Below are 18,253 nucleotides of genomic sequence, written 5' to 3'. Positions count from 1 at the left end.
GCTCCTCCTGCTAGGGCTGGGGGATCAGGCCTTGCCCACCGTCGGGTAGCTGTCCGCGGATCGCCCCCGGCGGAAACGCTGCCGAATGCACGTTGACATAGAAGCTCTCGGGGTCGTCCAGCACGTCTTGGATGGTCACGCCGCCACTGAAGTCGTCGTCGGTCAGCTCGCCCGCCACCACACCGTTGGTGGCCTGCAAGTCGGCGCAGGTGGCGAAGAACACCACCACCGGACCGTTCTCGTCGAGGCCGCCCTGATGCAGGTGCGCCCCGGGGGCGTCGCAGAACGGTGCGGTCACCGCTGACGCGTCCAGCTCGAACGCCAACATGTGGGAACCGGCGAGCTCGGTCACGACCAGCCGCGCGTCACCGGTGGTGCCTTCCTCGCCCTGCCTGAACTCGGGGTTGTCCGGATCGGAGTCGTCGACCTCGTTGAGCCACGACAGGGCCACGTCCCACGCAGCCACGACGCCACAGTCGATCTGCGCGGTCCCGGTTGCGTCCTGCCCGTTGCTGCTCCACGTCGCGGTCACCGTGAGCGTGCCGGCGCCCACGACGGTGAAGGTGAAGTCGGCCTCGCCGGCAGCATCGGTCTCGGCGCTGCCTGCGTCCGGTGTGGTCGCCACACCCGACGTGGCGAAGTCCACGTCTTGGCCCTCGACCGGGTCACCTTCGATGCTCAAGGTGGCCGTGGCGGTCAGCTCCCCGCCGATCTCGCAGGAGGTGGGGTCAAGCACGACGTCCAGCACCGGGCCGTCCCTGTCACAGATCAGGAAGCACAGCAGGCGCACCACGAAGGTGGCCATCTGGTCACGGCGGGTCTCCTCCCTCGGGGCGTAGAGCCCACCGCCGGTGCCCTGGGCGATGCCGTTCTTGGCCGCGCCGTTGACCTTGGCGAAGTGCGCGTTGCCCGACGGCACGTCGGTGAACTGCTGGTCGTTGGAGTCAAACGCGTCGATGTCGTCATGCAAGGCGAAACCGGCGGCCCGCATCAGGAAGGAGGCCATCTGGTCACGCCGGGTCCGCAGCTCGGGACCGTACTCGTTCGCGGGCAGACCCAACGGCCCGCCCTCCACGATGCCTGCGGCGGCGAGGCGGTTGATGTTGTCGGCGTGCACGTTGCTGTCGGGCACGTCGTCGAACGTGTCAGCGTCTCCCTGCGGCAGCTCCACGTCTGCCGCGTCCAGCATCAACGCGATGAACGACGCCATCTGGTCGCGTCGCACCTGAAACTGCGGCCGGTAGGTGCCGTCCTCGAAACCGCTGACGATGTCGAAGTGCGCGGCGCAATCGACGTTCCCGACGTGCGCGTCAGGGATCTTGTCACGATCGCTGAAGTCCGACTCCGGCGCCGCCTCCGGGCACGCATCGTCAGCATCCTGCGCGGCGCCAGTGCGGGGCAGCAGGGCCAACGCCATGGTCAGCGCGACCAACACCGCGCTGAGTCGCAGAGCGGGTCGGCTCACGCCGTTGGTCACAGTCATGGGATGCCTCCGGTACGCCTCGGGTGCTGCACAACCGGTCCCAGCGCGGGTCCCGGTGAGCGGGGATGCTGCGCGCGATGGCAGCTCTACCCTGAGACGCTCACAATGGCCAAACACGTGCGCTACGCCTGAAAATAGGGGTTTCTCGCGACCCACACCCGGCGGGTTAGGATCGGCGCATGGTCGGGACGCGCCGCATCGGCATCATGGGCGGCACGTTCGACCCCATCCACCTCGGCCACCTCGTCACGGCCGAGCAGGCCCGCGCCGACCTGCACCTCGACGAGGTCGTGTTCGTGCCGGCCGGCCAGCCGTGGCAGAAGGGCGACACCACGCCCGCCGAGCATCGCTACCTCATGACCGTGCTGGCCACGGCGGCCAACACGGCGTTCACGCTCAGCCGGATGGAGATCGAGCGGGACGGGCCGACCTACACGGTGGAGACGCTGCGGGAGTTCCGGGCTGCCTGCCCCGCCGACGAGCTGTTCTTCATCACCGGCGCGGACGCGATCGTCAACATCCTCACGTGGAAGTCCGCCGAGGAGTGCCTGCAGCTGGCGCACTTCGTGGCCGCCACCCGCCCCGGTCACGATGTCGGCGTCCTGGAGGCCGAGGGGCTCGCCGACACGGTCACGGTGCTGGACGTGCCAGCCCTCGCCATCTCCTCCACCGACGTGCGTGAGCGGTTCTCGGCGGGACGGTCGGTGCGCTACCTGATCCCGCGGGAGGTGGAGCAGTACGCCCGCAAGCACGGCCTGTACGGCACGGCCGGGCAGCTCTCCGCATGCAACGCGCCGCAACCCTGGGGGCATGCAAGGCCGCCCCCGGATCGGTACGATCCGGAGTAGTGACACCCGGCGGGAGAGGCCCGCCGGTGGCGGCCCACGACCCCGACCGGGAGCGACGATCTGAGCACCCTCGACACCACCGAGTCACGAGAGCTGGCCCTCGCCGCCGCCTCCGCCGCGGCAGGCAAGCAGGCGACCAACATCCGCATCCTCGACCTCGGTGAGCTGCTCGGCATCACCGACTTCTTCGTGCTCGTCTCGGCCGGCAACGAGCGGCAGCTCGGCGCGGTCGCCGAGGAGGTCGAGGGCCGCCTGAAGCGCTTCCACGACCGGGCCCCACGCCGCCGGGAGGGCACCAAGGACACGGGCTGGCTGCTCCTGGACTACGGTGACGTGGTCGTGCACGCGTTCACCACCGAGCAGCGCACCTACTACGACCTCGAGCGGCTGTGGTCGGACGCGCCGACGGTGCCCTTCGACGAGCTGGCGCCCGCGGCGGATTGACCACCGCGAGGCCTGTCCGCCTGGTCCTGGTCCGCCACGGCGAGTCGGAGTGGAACGCCGCGGGCATCTTGCAGGGCCACGGGGGTCCGGGACTGACCGCGCGAGGCCATGCGCAAGCCGCGGCCACCGCGCGCATGCTGGCCCGCGACCACCCCGGGCTGGCGGCCCTCGCGCGCAGCGACCTACCGCGGGTGGTCGAGACCGCCGCCCCGACCGAGGAGCTGGCCGCGGTGACGGTGCAGGCCGACGAACGTCTCCGCGAGATCGACGTGGGCTCGTGGAGCGGGCTGACCCGTGCGCAGGCAGCCGCGGCGGATCCCGAGCGCTACGGCGCGTGGGCCGGCGGGCGGGACGTCGCACCGGGGGGCGGGGAGACCTTCGCCGAGCTGCGTGCCCGGGTGGTCGAGGGCCTCGCCGACGTGGTCGCCGCGGTCGGCTCGCACGGTGCGGAGAGCCCCGCGGTCGTGGTGTTCACCCACGGCGGGCCGATCCGGGTGGCGGGGGCCGCCGCCCTGGGGCTGCCCGCCGGCGGCCACCGGTCGGTCAAGCCCGTGGGCAACTGCGCGGTGAGCGTGCTGGACGTGCCGGGGGCGGGTGCGCTGGCCGCCGGGAAGGCACACCTCGTCGCGTACAACCGGGTGGGCCACCTGGCCATCCAGCCGTGACCGGCGGGCGGCCGTGGCCGATCGGACGGTCGCGCCAGCCTGTGCGGTCGCCCCACCACCCGCTACAGCACCGAGCTCAGGATGGCCCACTGCGGCCGTGAGGAGCGCCCCGCGGACCGGACGGGCGGCCGTGGTGACATCGCGTCCCCGACTGTGAAGGAGGGGCGCCGGTCCGGGCGCGGCATGCGTCGGGGGCAGCGGCGCCGTTCGGACGGGTAGGCCCTGGCTCGGGGGCCTTCCGTCCCCACGACGGTGCGGGTAGGATCCGGGTACAGGCGCCACGGGCGGTGGCTCGTCCACTCTGCGGGGACTGTGCGGTTCTTGCGTGGCGGTGAACCTGGGCGGGAGGGTAGCCAGTGGCGACGGCACATGTGGTGGGGACCGGCTCGTTCCTCCCCGGCGAAGCCATCACCAACGACGATCTGCTCGAGCTGGTCGGCCCGCTGCCCGACGAGGTGCTCGAGGGCATCCAGGTCAAGACCCGTCATTGGATGGTCGACCCCAAGACGGGCGAGCACCGGTTCGCGAACTCCGAGATGGCCTTCAACGCCGCCGTCACGGCGCTGGACCGGGCCGGCATCGAGGCCGCCGAGGTCGAGCTGATCGTGTCGTCGACCGCCAGCCCCGAGTTCCTGCTGCCGCCCATGGCCACCTTGCTGCAGGAGCGGTTGGGCATCCGGTCGTGCGCCGCGGTCGAGATCCGGTCCGGGTGCGCAGGGTTCGTCGAGGCCCTCGACATCGCCCGGCTCTACCTCGAGCGGGGCGACTACACCAACGCGCTGGTGGTCGGCAGCGAGAGCATCTCGCCGCTGCTGGTCCCGGTCTTCTACGGCAAGGCGCCCGACAAGATCCGCATGCGCGACCGCATGAACCCCTACAACTTCGGCGACGGAGCCGGCGCGGTCGTGCTGGCGGCCGACGACCGCGACGGTGGGATCATCGGCTCGGCCATGGGGTCGATCGGCGGGGAGAAACGGCCGGGGATGCAGATCGTCGGCGCCGGCACCCACGCCCCGATCCACGAGCAGCTCAAAGCGAAGCACCTTGTTGTCCTCGACGTCGACGTCGTGGAGTCCGGCCGCTTCACCCCTCACCTGCTCGTCGAGTCGCTGCGGGCGATCCTGAAGGGCAGCGGGGCCAAGGCCGACGAGATCGACGTGTGCATCATCCCCGAGGGCAACGCCGGCTACATGGTCGAGGAGTTCGAGGGCGCCGACGTCGACACGGCCGACTGGCTGACCATCCAGCCGCGGGTCGTCGAGAACCTCGCGCTGGTCGGGGCGACCGGCACCGCGGCGGTGCCCCTGGCGCTGGACCATGCCGTCACGACCGGCCTGGTCAAGCAGGGCCACCGGGTCATGCTCGACGCCCTGGAGACGAGCAAGTGGAAGTACGCCGGCGTCGTCCTCGACTGGACGCTGCCGACCTGGGGCGATGATCCCGTCCCCACCGGCGGGCGGGAAGACAGGCGGGAACACCCATGACCGAGCACGACCTCGACGCGGACGTCATCGTCATCGGCAGCGGCATCGCCGGGCTCACGGCGGGGGCGCTGCTCGCCTACACCGGGCGGCGGGTGGTGGTGTGCGAGCAGGCCGATGGCCTCGGCGGGTACGCCCACGCGTTCCAGCGTGGCGACCACGGCCAGTACACCTTCGACCCGGCCGTGCACCTGCTGGCCGACCAGCAGCTGTTCGGCGGCGTCCTCCAGCTCCTCGGCGTGCGCGACAGCTGCACGTTCATCCCCTCGGAGCACTTCTACCGGGCGATCCTGCCCGACTACGCGATCGACCTGCCGGCGGACCGGGAAGGCTACGTGGAGACCCACGTCGAGGCCTTCCCCCACGAGGCGGAGGGCATCCGCGGCTTCTGGGAGATGTGCCGGACCGTGCATCGCGAGGCCCACGACATGCCTGCGGCGTTGCACCTGCGCGACCTCGATGCGGCCGTCGCGGCCGCACCCAACATGTTCCGCTACCGCCAGTCGACCCTGGCCGACGTGCTCGACGAGTACATCGACGACCCCCGGGCCAAGGCCGTCTGCGCGGTGCCCTGGCAGTACCTCGGCGTCCCGCCCAGCATGGCGGCCTTCCAGACGTTCGCGCAGCTCACCACCGTGCACACCGACGACCTGTTCGCGATCGAGGGCGGTGTCGAACGACTGATCCACGCACTGGCGGATGCCATCACCAGCCGGGGCGGCGCCATCCGCACGGGCTGCCGTGTCACCGCCATCCCCGTGAGCGACGGGCGTGCGCGCGGCGTGACCCTCGCCGACGGGGAGGAGCTGCACGCCGACTGGGTCCTCTCGGGCGCCGACCCGTTCCAGACGTTCGAGCAGCTCGTGGCCGACGAGCACGTCCCGTCCAAGTACCTGCGCAAGCTGTCGCGGATGCGTGTCTCGGGATCGGCGTTCCTGCTGTTCGCGGCCAGCCGCCTCGACCTGTCGGCATGGGACCTTCCGCACCAGATCTTCACCCACGCGTCGTGGGACCACGAGGAGTCCTACCGGATGACGTCGGTGGGGGACTTCGGTGTCCGCTGGATCACACCCACGTCGCTGCTCGACCCGAGCGTCGCCCCCGAGGGCGAGCACATCGTCGTCTGCAAGGCCATCACCCCCTACGACGTGGGCACCCCGTGGGCGGACATCAAGGAGCGCTGCACCCAGAAGCTCCTGGGCGAGCTGGACACGATCCTGCCCGGCTTCACCGACGACCTCACGTTCGTGGAGAGCGCGACGCCGCTCACCGTGGAACGGTTCTCGCTCAACCGGGGCGGGGCCATCCACAGCTGGGAGCAGACGCCGGCGCACACCGAGAGCAAGCGTCCGACCCCGGTGACGCCCGTCGACCACCTGCTGCTGTGCAGCCAGTGGACGAGCATCGGCGGGAGCTTCCTGCGCTCGTTCTTCGCCGGGATCATGACCGCCCAGATCCTGCTCGACCAGAGCGGGGCGCCGGACGCGCTACCGGACTTCCGCGCCGTTCCCCAGGCCTGACCTCCGGGAGGAGACCATGACCGACATCAGCAGCGACAGCATCGTCGAACGCAACTGCGAGATCGTCCGCCGCATCCTGGTGGAGATCTGGACCGAGGGCAACATCGACCTCGCCGACGAGCTGATCGCCGAGGACGCGGTCGACCACGACCGCCAGCCGGGCGAGGAGAACGGCCTCGCGTCGTTCAAGCTGCACGTGGGCTACCTGCGGAACGCGGCCACCGACCTCGTCGCCAACATCGACCAGATCTGGGGCGCCGGCGACAAGGTCGTCGCCCGCTGGCGGTGGCAGGGGACCCACGACGGCTCGATGTTCGGGATCCCGCCGACCTACAAGTCCTTCGACATGACCCAGCTGATCATCTACCGCCTGGAGGACAGCAAGGTCGTCGAGGTCTGGAAGGCCTCCGACCTGCTGCAGATGCTCGAGCAGATCGAGATCCTGCCGCCGCGCGGGACGAGCCCCCCCGGGTTCCTCGCGCACTTCGTGAAGAGCACGGTCACGATCGCCTACCGCCAGATCCGGGGTGCACCCAAGACCGCGTCGTGAGCCGCGTCGACGGACTCGGGGGCGCCCAGCCGCTCATGGACCTGCTCCGCATGTGCCCTGCCGTCCCTGCTCGTGGAGCGTAGGGGAATCGAACCCCTGACCTCAACACTGCCAGTGTTGCGCTCTACCAACTGAGCTAACGCCCCGCACCGGCGGCCATCATAGCGGCCGAGCCCGCCGTCCCCAACCGCCGGCGCCAGGGCCCCTCGGTAGACTCGCCCGCGCACACCCCCGACTGACGAGGAGCCTTGCGTGGCCACCGGCTACGACCCCCACGACATCGAACCGCGCTGGCAGCAGGCGTGGGAGGACCAGGGCCAGAACATCGCCGACGACGCGAGCGACAAGCCGCGCTTCTACACCCTGCACATGTTCCCCTACCCCTCCGGGGACCTGCACATGGGTCACGTCGAGGCGTTCAGCCTGGCCGACGCGGTGGCGCGCTATCGGCGGCTGCGCGGGTTCGAGGTCATGAACCCGATCGGCTGGGACTCCTTCGGGCTGCCCGCCGAGAACGCCGCCATCGAGCGGGGCGCGAACCCGGCGACGTGGACCTACGCCAACATCGAGACGCACGCCGCGACCATGCGCCGCCTCGGGTTCAGCTGGGACTGGTCGCGCCGGCTGCACACCTCCGACCCCGAGTACTACCGGTGGACCCAGTGGATCTTCCTGCAGCTGTTCGCGGCGGGCTGGGCCTACCGCGGCGAGGCGCTGGTCAACTGGGACCCCGTGGACCAGACGGTGCTGGCCAACGAGCAGGTCATCGACGGCCACAGCGACCGGTCCGGCGCGCTGGTCGAGAAGCGCTCCCTGACCCAGTGGTTCCTGAAGATCACCGACTTCGCGCAGCGCCTGCTCGACGACATGGACCAGCTCACCGACACCTGGCCGCAGCGGGTCCTGAGCCTGCAGCGCAACTGGATCGGGCGCTCCGAGGGCGCCGAGGTCACCTTTGCGATCGAGGAGGCCGGCGAGGACGTCGTCGTCTTCACCACCCGCCCCGACACGCTGTTCGGCGCGACCTTCTTCGTCGTCGCGCCCGAGCACCCGAGCGCGCGGCGGTGGGCGGAGCTCGGCGGCACAGCCGACGCGTTCGACGAGTTCCTGACCCGCGTGCAGCGCAAGACCGACATCGAGCGCGAGACGGCCGAGCGCGACAAGGAGGGCCTTGACCTCGGCGTGCACGCCGTCAACCCGGTCAACGGCGAGCGCATCCCGGTGTTCGCCGCCGACTACGTCCTCGTGGGCTACGGCACCGGCGCGATCATGGCCGTGCCCGCCCACGACCAGCGCGACCTCGACTTCGCCCGCACCTACGACCTGCCCGTGCGGGTCGTCGTCGCGGTGGAGAACGCCGACCTCGACGAGACCACCATGACCGAGGCCGCCCCTGGCGACGGGCTGGTCGTCAACTCGCCGGGCTACGACGGCCTGACGTGGCAGGAGGCCAAGCGCACGATCACCGACGACCTGGCCGACAAGGGCCGCGGACGTCACGCGGTCAACTACCGGCTGCGCGACTGGCTGGTGTCACGCCAGCGCTTCTGGGGGGCGCCGATCCCGATCATCCACTGCCCGGACTGCGGCCTGGTGCCGGTGCCGGCGGCGGACCTGCCGGTGCGCCTGCCCGACCCCGAGACGGTCGACTTCCAGCCCAAAGGCGAGTCGCCGCTGGCCGGCCACCCTGACTGGGCGGATGTGGACTGCCCGTCGTGCGGGGGGCCGGCCCGGCGTGACACCGACACGATGGACACGTTCGTGGACTCGTCGTGGTACTACCTGCGCTACTGCTCGCCGGGGCGCGACGACGTCGCGTTCGACTCCGAGGACGTGCGCCGCTGGATGCCCGTGGACCAGTACACGGGCGGGATCGAGCACGCGATCCTGCACCTGCTGTACTCGCGGTTCCTGACCAAGGCCCTGCACGACCTCGGCCATCTTGGCTTCACCGAGCCGTTCACCCGCCTGAAGTCCCAGGGCATGGTGATCATGGACGGCACGAAGATGTCGAAGTCGCGCGGCAACCTCGTGCAGCCCGGCGCCATCGTCGAGGAGTACGGCGCCGACACGCTGCGCGTCGCGATGCTCTTCGCGGGTCCGATCGAGGACGACGTCGACTGGGCCGACGTGTCCGAGGCCGGCATGTTCCGGTGGCTGTCGCGCCTGGCACGCCTGGTCGACGAGATGGTCGCCGACCAGACGGCGTCGAACGGATCGACGCCAGACAGCCCCGTGGTGGTGGCGCTGCGGCGGGCGACCCACAAGACGATCGCCGCGGTCACCGAGGACTTCGAGGCGTTCAAGTACAACACCGCGATCGCCAAGCTCATGACGCTGGCCAACGAGGTGTCCGCGGCGTTCCGCGACGCGGGGGTGCGCGGGCCGGCCGTGACCGAGGCGCTGGAGGCCATCCAGGTGATGCTCTCGCCGATCGCCCCCCACGTCACCGAGGAGCTCTGGCACCGCCTCGGCCACGACGACTCGGTGCACCGCCAGTCATGGCCGACGTTCGAGGCGCATCTCACCGTCGAGGACCGCAAGCGCATCCCCATCCAGGTCGACGGCAAGGTGCGTGACACCACCGAGCTGCCCGCCGGCGCGTCCGAGGCCGACGCGGTCGCCGCCGCCCGGGAGCTGGACAACGTCGCCCGCCACCTCGACGGCCGTGAGGTCGTCAAGGTCGTGTGGGTGCCCGACCGCCTGCTGAACTTCGTGACCCGCCCCGCCGGCTGAGCCGACGGGGCTTCGCGTCTTGGGTCCCGGTACCGGCGGCCGCTACGGCCCTTCGCGGCGTCGCCGTTCGAGTTCCTTGCGTGAGGGCCGATCTCCGGTAAGGGTGCGGATGATGGTCTGCTGGTGCTGCAGCCCGACGTCGTGGGCTCGTCCGGCGGATCTCCGCGACGGACTCGGCGCTGACGCCCCGCTGCTGGACCGTGGCGATGTCGGCGTTCCAGGCGGCGAGTTCGCGCACGAACACGGCACTGCGGTAGATGTCAGCGGTCGCATACCGGTCACCGCTGCTGTAGGTGTCCAGCCGCTCATGCATGGTTTGGGCCGGGCTGCAGCAACCGGGCAAGGGCGGGGCGGTGCTGCACACCCGCCGACGGTCCGCGACGGCATCGGATTCGTTGAACGCCGGGTCGCCTGGACGAGCCCACGACTCACCCACTCGCCACCCGTGACCACGCACCATCCCCGTGCCCCCGTGCGAATGCGTCCACATCTAGACGTTGCTGATCTGCTGACATTCGAGCAGCGCGCACGTTGCGTGTCCACTGCCGCCCACGCCCGCGCCAGGGGGCTGTCCACAGGCAGGCGGGAATCCTGACCGGGGACGGCGCGTGGGTCGTAGCGTCGCGCTATGGCCGCTCCGACCGCCCCGTCTGAGGACCGCACCGTCCTCGACCGGGTGCTGCGCGGGCTTGCCCGCCTGGGCTGCTCGGGGGCGGAGATCGCCGCCTTGGCCCTGCTGGTGGGCGGCGGGGTCGCCGCGCTGGGGCTGCTGTGGGTGCTGGCCCGCCCCGGTGCCGCGCCGGCCGCGGACCAGCAGGAGCCGGCGGGCGAGGCGGGCTCGCCCGAGGCGCCGGCCTTGGTCGGCGAGGAGCTGGAGGAGCTGGTGGTGCACGTGGCGGGCGAGGTGGCAGCGCCCGGCCTGCACCGCCTGCCCGACGGGGCGCGGGTCGCCGACGCGCTGGAGGCCGCCGGTGGGCCACTGCCCGACGCGGGGCTGGACGCGCTCAACCTCGCCCGGCCCCTGACCGACGGCGAGCAGCTGTTCGTGCCCGGCCCGGGACCGCCACCGGGCCAGCCCGCCGCGGGCCACACCGAGCAGGGGGGTCCCGCCCCGCCTTCTGCTGTGCGCCCCGACGGCCTGCTCGACCTCAACCGCGCCACCCCCGACGACCTCGAGGAGCTCCCCGGTATCGGTCCGGTGCTGGCGGAGCGCATCGTGGAGCACCGCGACACCGTCGGCGGCTTCGGTGCCGTCGGCGACCTGCGCGACGTGCCTGGCATCGGGGAGAAGAAGTTCCAGAGCATCGCCGAGCTCGTGGCGGTGTGAGCCGGTGCCCGGCCACGACGCGACCCGGCGCCTGTGAGCGCGGCATCGGCCTGGGCGCTGGCCGGGGCCTTGTGGGCCGGGTGTCTGCTGCCCGGCCGGTGGTGGCTGGCGCCGTGCGGGCTCGGCCTGCTGCTGGCCGCCCGGGCCGTGGCCGGCCCTGACGACCCCGGACGGGGCAGCGGCGACGGGCGTCGGCGGGCCGGGCTGGCGCTGGCGGCCATCGCCCTGGCCGTGGCTGGCGCAGGGCTCACCGGCGGCCGGGAGGCGCTGCGCGACCGCGGCCCGCTGTCGGTCCTGGCCGCCACCGGGGGCGCGGCCGAGCTGCACGCCACGGTGGTGACCGAGCCCCGGCCCTCCGCTGACGGGGCGTGGCTGCTGATGCGGGTGCATCGCCTCGACGGCCAACGGACCCGGGAGCGGGCGCTGATGCGCGTCGACGACCTGGCCGACGCGCCGGCCATGGGGGAGCGCCTCACCCTGACCGCCACCGCCAGCCCGCTGCCCCGCGAGGGGTTCGGCGCCCACCTGCGTCGGCTCCACGCCGCCACCGCGCTCGAGCCCACCGTCCGCACACGCGCCGGGCCGCCCGGTCGGCTGCTCGCCGCGACCAACGCCGTGCGCCACCGCACCCGCGAGGCATTCGGCCGCCACCTCGACGCGGAGCGTGCCGGTCTGCTCGCCGGGCTGACGGTGGGGGACACGCACGGCCGCTCGCCCGAGCGCGCCGAGCAGTTCGCGGCCGCCAGCCTCACCCACCTGGTCGTGGTCTCCGGCCGCCACGTCGCACTCATGCTCGCGGGGGTGCTCGGCCTGGCGTCGGTGCTGGGCGTCGGCGCGCGCGGGCGCCGGCTGCTCGGCGTGGGGGCGGTGGCCTGGTACGCGGTGCTCGTGCGGTGGCAACCGTCGGTGCTGCGGGCCGGGATGATGGCCGGCCTGGTGCTTGCGGCTGGCCTGCTCGGCCGGGGCCGCGATCCCCGCCACGTGCTCGCGATGGCGGTGCTGCTCCTGCTGCTGGCCGACCCCATGCTCGCCGGGCAGCTCGGCTTCGTCCTGAGCGTGCTCGCCACGGCGGGGGTGCTGGTGGTGGCGCCGTGGCTTGCCGAACGGCTGCCGGGTCCCCGGCCGGTGCGCCTGGCGGTGGCGGTGACCCTGGGCGCGCAGGCGGGCGCCGCGCCGGTGCTGCTGGCCTGGCTTGACGGGATGCCGGTGGCGTCGGTGCCGGCGAACCTGGTCGCGGTGCCCGCGGCGGGGCTCGCGCAGGTCGTGGGGCTGGCCGCCGCCGGCGCGGCGCAGCTGTCGGTGGCGGCCGGTGCGGCGATCGCCGTGCTGGCCACGCCAGCCCTGACCGTCGTGTTGTGGTCGGCGGAGACGTTCTCCGCCGGCCCGGTCCTGCGCCCCGAGCACCTGGCCACGCCGGTCGCCGCACTGCTGTTCGTCGCCGGGCTCGCCGCGGTCCGGCGGCGACGGGGTGTGCTCGCCGGCGCCCTGGCGCTGGCGGTGGCGGCGGGCGTCTGGCCCGCGGTGCGCCCGCCGCCGGCGGTGGACGCGCTGGCCGTGACCGCGTTCGCCGTCGGGCAGGGCGACGCGCTGCTCGTCGAGGTGCCCGGCGACCCGACCGCCCGCCTGCTCTACGACGGGGGCCCCGAGCCCGGTGCTGCCCTGTCCCACCTGCGGCGGCGGGGGGTGCGCCGCCTCGACGCGGTCGTGGCCAGCCACCCCCACGACGACCATGTGGCCGGCCTGGCCGCGGTCCTGGCGCGCCTGGACGTGGGCGCGTTCCTGGTCGGGCCGACCCCGCCCGGGGGCCACGCCGAGCCCCTCACCCCAGCCGTGCCCGCCGCGCACGCTGCCGCGGAGGGCGCCGGGGTGCCGGTCGTGGCGGTGCGGGCCGGGATGCGCTTCGCGCTCGGCGAAGCCACCGTCGAGGTGCTGAGCCCGCCGGCCGACGGCTCGGTCGGCACCGGCCACAACGACAACTCCATAGTCTTGCGGGTGTCGTCGCCGGGCGGGCGACTGCTGCTCGCCGGTGACGTGGAGGAGCTCGCACAGCGCCGCCTCCTGCGCGACCCCCGGCGTCTGCGCGCCGACGTCGTCCAGGTGCCCCACCACGGCGGCGACACCAACGCCGCGGGGTTCTTCGAGGCCGTCGGGGCGCACACGGCGGTGATCTCGGTGGGGGAGAACGACTACGGCCACCCGCACCCGGCCGTGCTGGACGCGCTGGACGGCATGCGGGTGGTGCGCACCGACCGCGACGGGACGCTCACGGTCGTGGTCAGCGCGGCGCCCACACTCCCCGATGGCCGCGCCCCGCCTCCCGAGGTGGGGGCTGACCGGACGGCCCCGAGCAGGCGGCGCCGCCCGCGCCCGCGGCGACGGCTGTCGGGCGCGGGAAGGTGGGCGCCGGCACCCCCGGACCACCCACGCCGACCACACGACGGGCCAGCTTTCCCGCGCCGACGCCGGAAAGCAAGGCACCGGGGCCGTTTGGCGCCCCGCGCGACGCCGCGAGGCCACCGCTTTCCCGCGTTCGTGGGGATGCGGGGCCGCGCCCCGGCCCCCGCCCCGCCGCGCCGGCGGGCCACCCCGCGCCAGCGCCGCCGACGCGCCGCTCGTCGGCCACGCGCGCCCGCCAACGCGTGCCGGCGGGCCACCCCGCGCCGGCGGGCCACCCCACGCCGGCGGGCCACCCCGCCGCGCCGGCCGGGGCGGCCTAGACTGCCCGACGATGGCCTCCCGCCCCCCGATCTACCTGCTGACCGGTCCCGAGGAGCTGCTCGTGCGCCGGGCCGCCGACCGCGTCCTCGGCGAGCTGCGCGCCGAGGGGGGCGACCTCGACATCGTCGACGTGCGCGCCGGCGACCTCGGGGATCAGGGACTGCCCGACCTGCGCACCGGGTCGCTGTTCGGCACCCCCCGCGCCGTGCTCATCCGCGACGCGCAGGACCTGACCGCGGCCCTCTCGGGGGCGCTGGTGGACGAGGTGGAGGGCACGCCACCCGAGGCGACGGTCATCCTGCTCGCCTCGGGGACCGGGCGCATCCAAAAGCTCGCCAAGCGCGTCAAGGCGCTCGGCGGCCGGGTCGACGTCGCGCCGCCCCCGGACTGGAAGATCGCGGAGTGGGAGCGCCTCATCGCCGAGGAGTTCCGCCACCGGGGCCGCACCGCCGATCGCACCGCCGTCGCCGCGATCCTCGAGCGCGCCGGGACCGACGTCGCCGTCATCGCCGAGAAGATCGCCCAGGTCGCCGTGACCGCCGCCGCGGGGACGGTGACCGGCGAGCACGTCGCCGCCGTCGTGGTCGGCCACGGCAACCGGGGCTCGTTCGCGGTCGCCGACGCGATGTGCGACCGCCGGCCGGGCGAGGCCCTGACGCTGCTGCGCGGCGTGCTCGAGTCGGGCGACGACCCGGTGATGGTGCTTGGCGCGCTGGCCTACCGGCTGCGCTCGATCGTGGCCGTCGCCGGAAACCTCGACAACGCCGACACCGGCCTGCGGCTGAGCCAGGGCCAGCGTCGCCACCTCGACCGGGCACGGCGCAACTTCGGACCGGGCGAGCTGACCCGCGCCTACCGCACGCTCGCGGCCGCCGACGTGGAGATCAAGAGCGGGGACCTGCCGGCTGCCTTCGTACTGGAGCGCGCGGTCGTGTCGGTGGCGACGCCGGCGTAGCCGACGCCAGGTGGCGCCGCTCGTGGTCGAGCAGCCAGCGCTTGGCCTCCAGGCCCCAGGCGAACCCGCCAAGCGCGCCGTCGCCGCGCACCACCCGGTGGCAGGGCACGACCACCGCCGTCGGGTTGCGCCCGCAGGCGCTGCCAGCCGCACGTGCCGCCGTCGGCGAGCCGGTGCGCGCCGCGAGCTGCGCGTAGGACACCGGCGCGCCGGGGGGCAGCGCCCGCAGCGCCGCCCACGCGCGCTGCTGATAGGCGGTCCCGGTCGCCGCCACCGCCACGTCGTCGATGGCGGCCAGGTCGCCGGCGAAGTAGGCCGCCAGGGCGGTCGCCACCGCCCCGGGGTGCGTCTCGACGGCCACCGGGTCGTCGCGCCGCACCGCCGGCAGGAGTCGGCGCAGCGCCGCGGGGTCGGTGGTGAAGCCAGCGGCGAGGACGCCGTCGCCGTCGTGCAGCGCGGTGAACGCGCCGGCCGGGGTGGACAGGATCGTCGTCTGCAGCGTGGTCATCGCTCCTCCTGAGACGTGAATCGCCGGAGCGCCTGCGGAGGCGATTCTCCGCTGTGCCGGGTGTGGGGGGGGCGGGCCCGCAGCGACCGCCCTGGATGCTGAGCCGGATACGACTGGGTCACGGGCGGCGTGGTCATCATGCGCTCACCGCCGTGGAACGGGGGGCCGCGTCCGCGGTCCACAGGTGCATCGCCGCGTAGGCCCGCCAGGGGCGCCACGCCTCGGCCCGGGTCGCCAGATCGGCTGGCGTGCTGGCGCCCTCACGCGCCTCCAGTGCGCGGCGCAGCCCGAGGTCGCCCACCGGCAGGGCGTCGGGGTCGCGCAGCGCGCGCATCGCGACGTACCCGGCGGTCCACGGCCCGAAGCCGGGCAGCGCCTGCAGGCGGGCGGTCACCGCGGCGTGGTCCCCGCGCCCGTCCAGCACCAGGTCACCGGTGGCGACCGCCGAGGCCAGCGCCCGCAGCGCCTGGATGCGCGTGCCGGTGATGCCCAGGCCGGAGAGGTCGGCATCGGTGAGTGCCTCCGGGGTGGGGAAGCGGTGCGTCAAGGTGCCGTCGGGGGCCGCCAGCGCCTGGCCGTGACGGCGCACCAGCCGGGTGGCGAGGGTGATCGCCCCGGCCACCGACACCTGCTGGCCGAGCACGGCGCGCACGGCGCACTCGAACCCGTCGACGCTGCCCGGCACCCGCAGGCCGGGACGGGCGGCGACCATGGGCGCGAGTAGTGGGTCGCCCCCGAGCACCGCGCCGACCGCGGCCGGGTCCGTGTCGAGGTCGGCGAGGGCCCGCACCCCGCGCACGATGCCCGCGAGGTCGGCCGCCGGCCCCAGCCGCACGACCAACCGCGCCGCGCCGCCACCGACGGCCAGCTCGACGACGCTGTCGCCCACGGTGCGCCGGTAGACCCCGTCGACGACGTCCTCGACCCCCGCCACGGCGCGCGTGGCGAGGAAGCCGAGCAGCGCCCCGGCGTCGAGCGGGGCGACGACGGGCAGCCGCAGGCGCAGGGCCGCCGGGCGGGCGCCCCGTGTCGAGGAGCGCCGCAGCTCCGTGGGCGTCGCCCCGAAGGCCGCGCGCATCGAGGCGTTGAACTGGCGGATGCTCGCGTACCCGGCGCAGAAGGCCACGTCGGTCAGGGGCAGGTCCTCGTCGAGCAGCAGCCGCGCCCGCTGCGCCCGCTGCGTGCGGGCGACCGCCAGCGGGCCGGCGCCGAGCTCGGCGACGAACACGCGGTGCAGGTGGCGCCGGCTGACCGCCAGGCGGCGGGCCAGGCCGGGGATCCCCTCGGCGTCCACCACGCCGTCGCGGATCGCGGCCAGCCCCCGCCCGACGAGATCGGCGCGGACGTCCCAGCCCGGTGCGTCCGGTGCGGTCTCCGGTCGGCAGCGCCGGCACGCGCGGAACCCCGCCTCCTGGGCGGCGGCGGCGCAGGCGAAGAACCGCACGTTGCGCCGTGCCGGCGTGCGCGCCGGGCACACCGGCCGACAGTAGATGCCGGTCGAGGTCACCCCGGTGAAGAAGCGCCCGTCGAAGCGGGCGTCGCGGCTGGCCACCGCCCGGTAGCAGGCATCGAAGTCGTCGTGCATGGCCTAGTGGTACCAGAACCAGCCGGGGGTGCGCTGGCGGGAATCGGACGCGGCGGTTGCGGTCCCAACCGCACGTCCGGGGGAGTCGCCGGGCCACGCGACCACCGTGGTGGTGGTGGTCTGGCCGGGCCGCACACCCGCGCACAACGACCGCCTCCGGGATGGGTCCGTGGGCGGTCGAGCGGTCAGGCGGTCATGCCAGCAGGTCGGCGACGCTGTCGAGGATGTAGGTGGGCGCCGGGTCAAGCCCGGCGGTCTCGTCGCGGCTCGTGACGCCGGACAGCACCAGGACGGTGTCCCAGCCGAGGGCGTGCGCCCCGGCGATGTCGGTGTCGGGTCGGTCGCCCACCATCAGCAGCAAGCCGTCAGGCAGGCGCTCGATGACGGCCTCGAACAGCGCGGGGTAGGGCTTGCCGGCGATCTCCGGGGTGCGCCCGGACGCGGCGTTGAGCGCGGCGACGATCGCGCCGTTGCCGGGCACGAGCCCGTCCGGTGACGGGAAGGCCACGTCGGCGTTGGTGGCGATGTAGCGCGCGCCGCGGCGCAGGGCCAGCGTCGCGCGGCGCAGGTCGTCCCAGACCAGGTCGGGGGTGAAGCCCACGACGACCGTCTCGGCCTCGTCGGGGTCGTGGGTGAACGTGCAGTCGCGGCGCGCCAGGACGGTCCGGAGCCCGTCGGCGCCGACGACCAGGCAGCGGGTCCCCGGCTCGACGAGGCGGGCGGCGGCCTGCGAGGACGTGACGACCTCGTCCACGGTGGCGGGCACGCCCATGCCGGACAGCTTCTCGGCGACCTCCTCGGGGGTGCGCGAGGCGTTGTTGGTCACGAACGCGACGGCGCGCCCGCCGGCGCGCACCGCGGCCACGGTCTCGACGGCCCCCGGCACGAGGGTCTCGGCCAGGTAGATGACTCCGTCGAGGTCGAAGACCACGCCGGCGTAGCGCTCGATCTGCAGCTCGGGCGGCGCCGCGGCTCCCGCCGGGGCGCTCTCAGCAGCCAAGCCGACCTACAGCGACTGGAGGCGCTTGGCCATCCGCGACTTGTGGTTGGCGGCGTAGTTGCGGTGCACCACGCCCTTGCTCGCCGCCTTGTCGAGCTGGCGGGCCGCGGCGGCGAAGCGCTGCTCGGCGTTGGCGCGGTCACCCTCGGCGGCGGCGGCGCCGAACTGCTTCAGGTGCGTCTTCAGCGAGCTGCGCACCGCCTTGTTGCGCCGGCGGTGGCTCTCGTTCTGGCGGTTGCGCTTGATCTGACTGGCGATGTTGGCCACAGGCAGCTCTCGATGTGAGGGAACACGATGTGCGGGAACAGGAAGAAACGGGGCGCGGAGGCCCGGGAAGCGGCCAGTCTACCGGGTGGCGTGCCGCCGTGTCGAAATGGCCACGCGGTCGTGTGGAGCCACGAGGGCGCAGGGCCCGGCGGAAGGCGGCTAGCCT

Annotated in this window: 14 protein-coding genes and 1 tRNA gene; 9 read left to right on the top strand and 6 right to left on the bottom strand. The window is 73.6% G+C overall.

Features of this window, described 5'->3' with window-relative positions; translation table 11 throughout:
* Nucleotides 1–10 precede the first annotated feature (10 nt).
* Complete coding sequence (locus WD250_04850; protein MEX2619528.1) at nt 11–1,483, bottom strand: S-layer homology domain-containing protein; 1,473 nt, start codon at nt 1,481–1,483, stop codon at nt 11–13.
* A 179-nt stretch (nt 1,484–1,662) separates the two neighbouring features.
* Between WD250_04850 and nadD the strand changes: the two genes are divergently transcribed.
* From nadD to WD250_04820, 6 genes are all read left to right on the top strand, one after another.
* Entirely contained in the window at nt 1,663–2,331 is a 669-nt protein-coding gene (gene nadD / locus WD250_04845) for a nicotinate-nucleotide adenylyltransferase (protein ID MEX2619527.1), read from the top strand.
* Nucleotides 2,332–2,391: 60 nt separating this feature from the next.
* A complete protein-coding gene (gene rsfS, locus WD250_04840; protein ID MEX2619526.1) occupies nt 2,392–2,775 on the top strand; it encodes a ribosome silencing factor in 384 nt (127 codons plus the stop codon).
* Nucleotides 2,772–3,440 carry a histidine phosphatase family protein gene (locus tag WD250_04835; protein MEX2619525.1) on the top strand — a complete coding sequence of 223 codons (669 nt, stop codon included), beginning with the start codon at nt 2,772–2,774 and terminating at the stop codon, nt 3,438–3,440. Before rsfS ends, WD250_04835 begins: the two co-directional genes overlap by 4 nt.
* A 356-nt stretch (nt 3,441–3,796) precedes the next feature.
* Nucleotides 3,797–4,924, top strand: a complete 1,128-nt coding sequence (locus tag WD250_04830; protein MEX2619524.1) for a 3-oxoacyl-ACP synthase III family protein — start codon at nt 3,797–3,799, stop codon at nt 4,922–4,924.
* On the top strand, nt 4,921–6,441 hold the full coding sequence (locus WD250_04825) for an NAD(P)/FAD-dependent oxidoreductase (protein MEX2619523.1): 1,521 nt from the start codon (nt 4,921–4,923) through the stop codon (nt 6,439–6,441). The genes WD250_04830 and WD250_04825 overlap by 4 nt, the downstream gene beginning before the upstream one ends.
* A 16-nt stretch (nt 6,442–6,457) precedes the next feature.
* A complete protein-coding gene (locus tag WD250_04820) occupies nt 6,458–6,991 on the top strand; it encodes an ester cyclase (protein ID MEX2619522.1) in 534 nt (177 codons plus the stop codon).
* Nucleotides 6,992–7,064: 73 nt separating this feature from the next.
* Here WD250_04820 and WD250_04815 read toward each other — a convergent pair.
* A tRNA-Ala gene (locus WD250_04815) sits at nt 7,065–7,137 on the bottom strand.
* Nucleotides 7,138–7,243: 106 nt separating this feature from the next.
* Here WD250_04815 and leuS point away from each other — a divergent pair.
* From leuS to holA, 3 genes are all read left to right on the top strand, one after another.
* The gene (gene leuS / locus WD250_04810) at nt 7,244–9,727 is read left to right on the top strand and encodes a leucine--tRNA ligase (protein MEX2619521.1); all 2,484 of its coding nucleotides are present in this window, start codon (nt 7,244–7,246) and stop codon (nt 9,725–9,727) included.
* Nucleotides 9,728–10,355: 628 nt separating this feature from the next.
* The gene (locus tag WD250_04805; GenBank protein ID MEX2619520.1) at nt 10,356–11,054 is read left to right on the top strand and encodes a ComEA family DNA-binding protein; all 699 of its coding nucleotides are present in this window, start codon (nt 10,356–10,358) and stop codon (nt 11,052–11,054) included.
* 2,728 nt (nt 11,055–13,782) lie between these two features.
* Nucleotides 13,783–14,727, top strand: a complete 945-nt coding sequence (gene holA, locus WD250_04800; GenBank protein MEX2619519.1) for a DNA polymerase III subunit delta — start codon at nt 13,783–13,785, stop codon at nt 14,725–14,727.
* On the opposite strand, the gene WD250_04795 is transcribed toward holA, so the two are convergent.
* The 4 genes from WD250_04795 to rpsT all read right to left on the bottom strand — a co-directional run bounded on the left by WD250_04795 (nt 14,657) and on the right by rpsT (nt 18,087).
* The gene (locus WD250_04795) at nt 14,657–15,235 is read right to left on the bottom strand and encodes a methylated-DNA--[protein]-cysteine S-methyltransferase (protein MEX2619518.1); all 579 of its coding nucleotides are present in this window, start codon (nt 15,233–15,235) and stop codon (nt 14,657–14,659) included. The genes holA and WD250_04795 overlap by 71 nt on opposite strands.
* Nucleotides 15,236–15,371: 136 nt before the next feature.
* Nucleotides 15,372–16,820: an Ada metal-binding domain-containing protein gene (locus WD250_04790; protein ID MEX2619517.1), complete on the bottom strand. Its 1,449-nt coding sequence runs from the start codon at nt 16,818–16,820 to the stop codon at nt 15,372–15,374.
* Nucleotides 16,821–17,013: 193 nt separating this feature from the next.
* Nucleotides 17,014–17,820 (bottom strand): HAD-IIA family hydrolase, encoded by an 807-nt coding sequence (locus WD250_04785; protein MEX2619516.1) that lies wholly within the window; start codon nt 17,818–17,820, stop codon nt 17,014–17,016.
* 6 nt (nt 17,821–17,826) lie between these two features.
* A complete protein-coding gene (rpsT, locus tag WD250_04780; protein MEX2619515.1) occupies nt 17,827–18,087 on the bottom strand; it encodes a 30S ribosomal protein S20 in 261 nt (86 codons plus the stop codon).
* Nucleotides 18,088–18,253 lie beyond the last annotated feature (166 nt).

This window comes from Egibacteraceae bacterium, assembly GCA_040905805.1.
Taxonomy (GTDB): Bacteria; Actinomycetota; Nitriliruptoria; order Euzebyales; family Egibacteraceae; genus DATLGH01.
The sequence above is the reverse complement of the archived record's forward strand: the minus strand, read 5'-3'. Positions and strand labels throughout refer to the sequence as shown.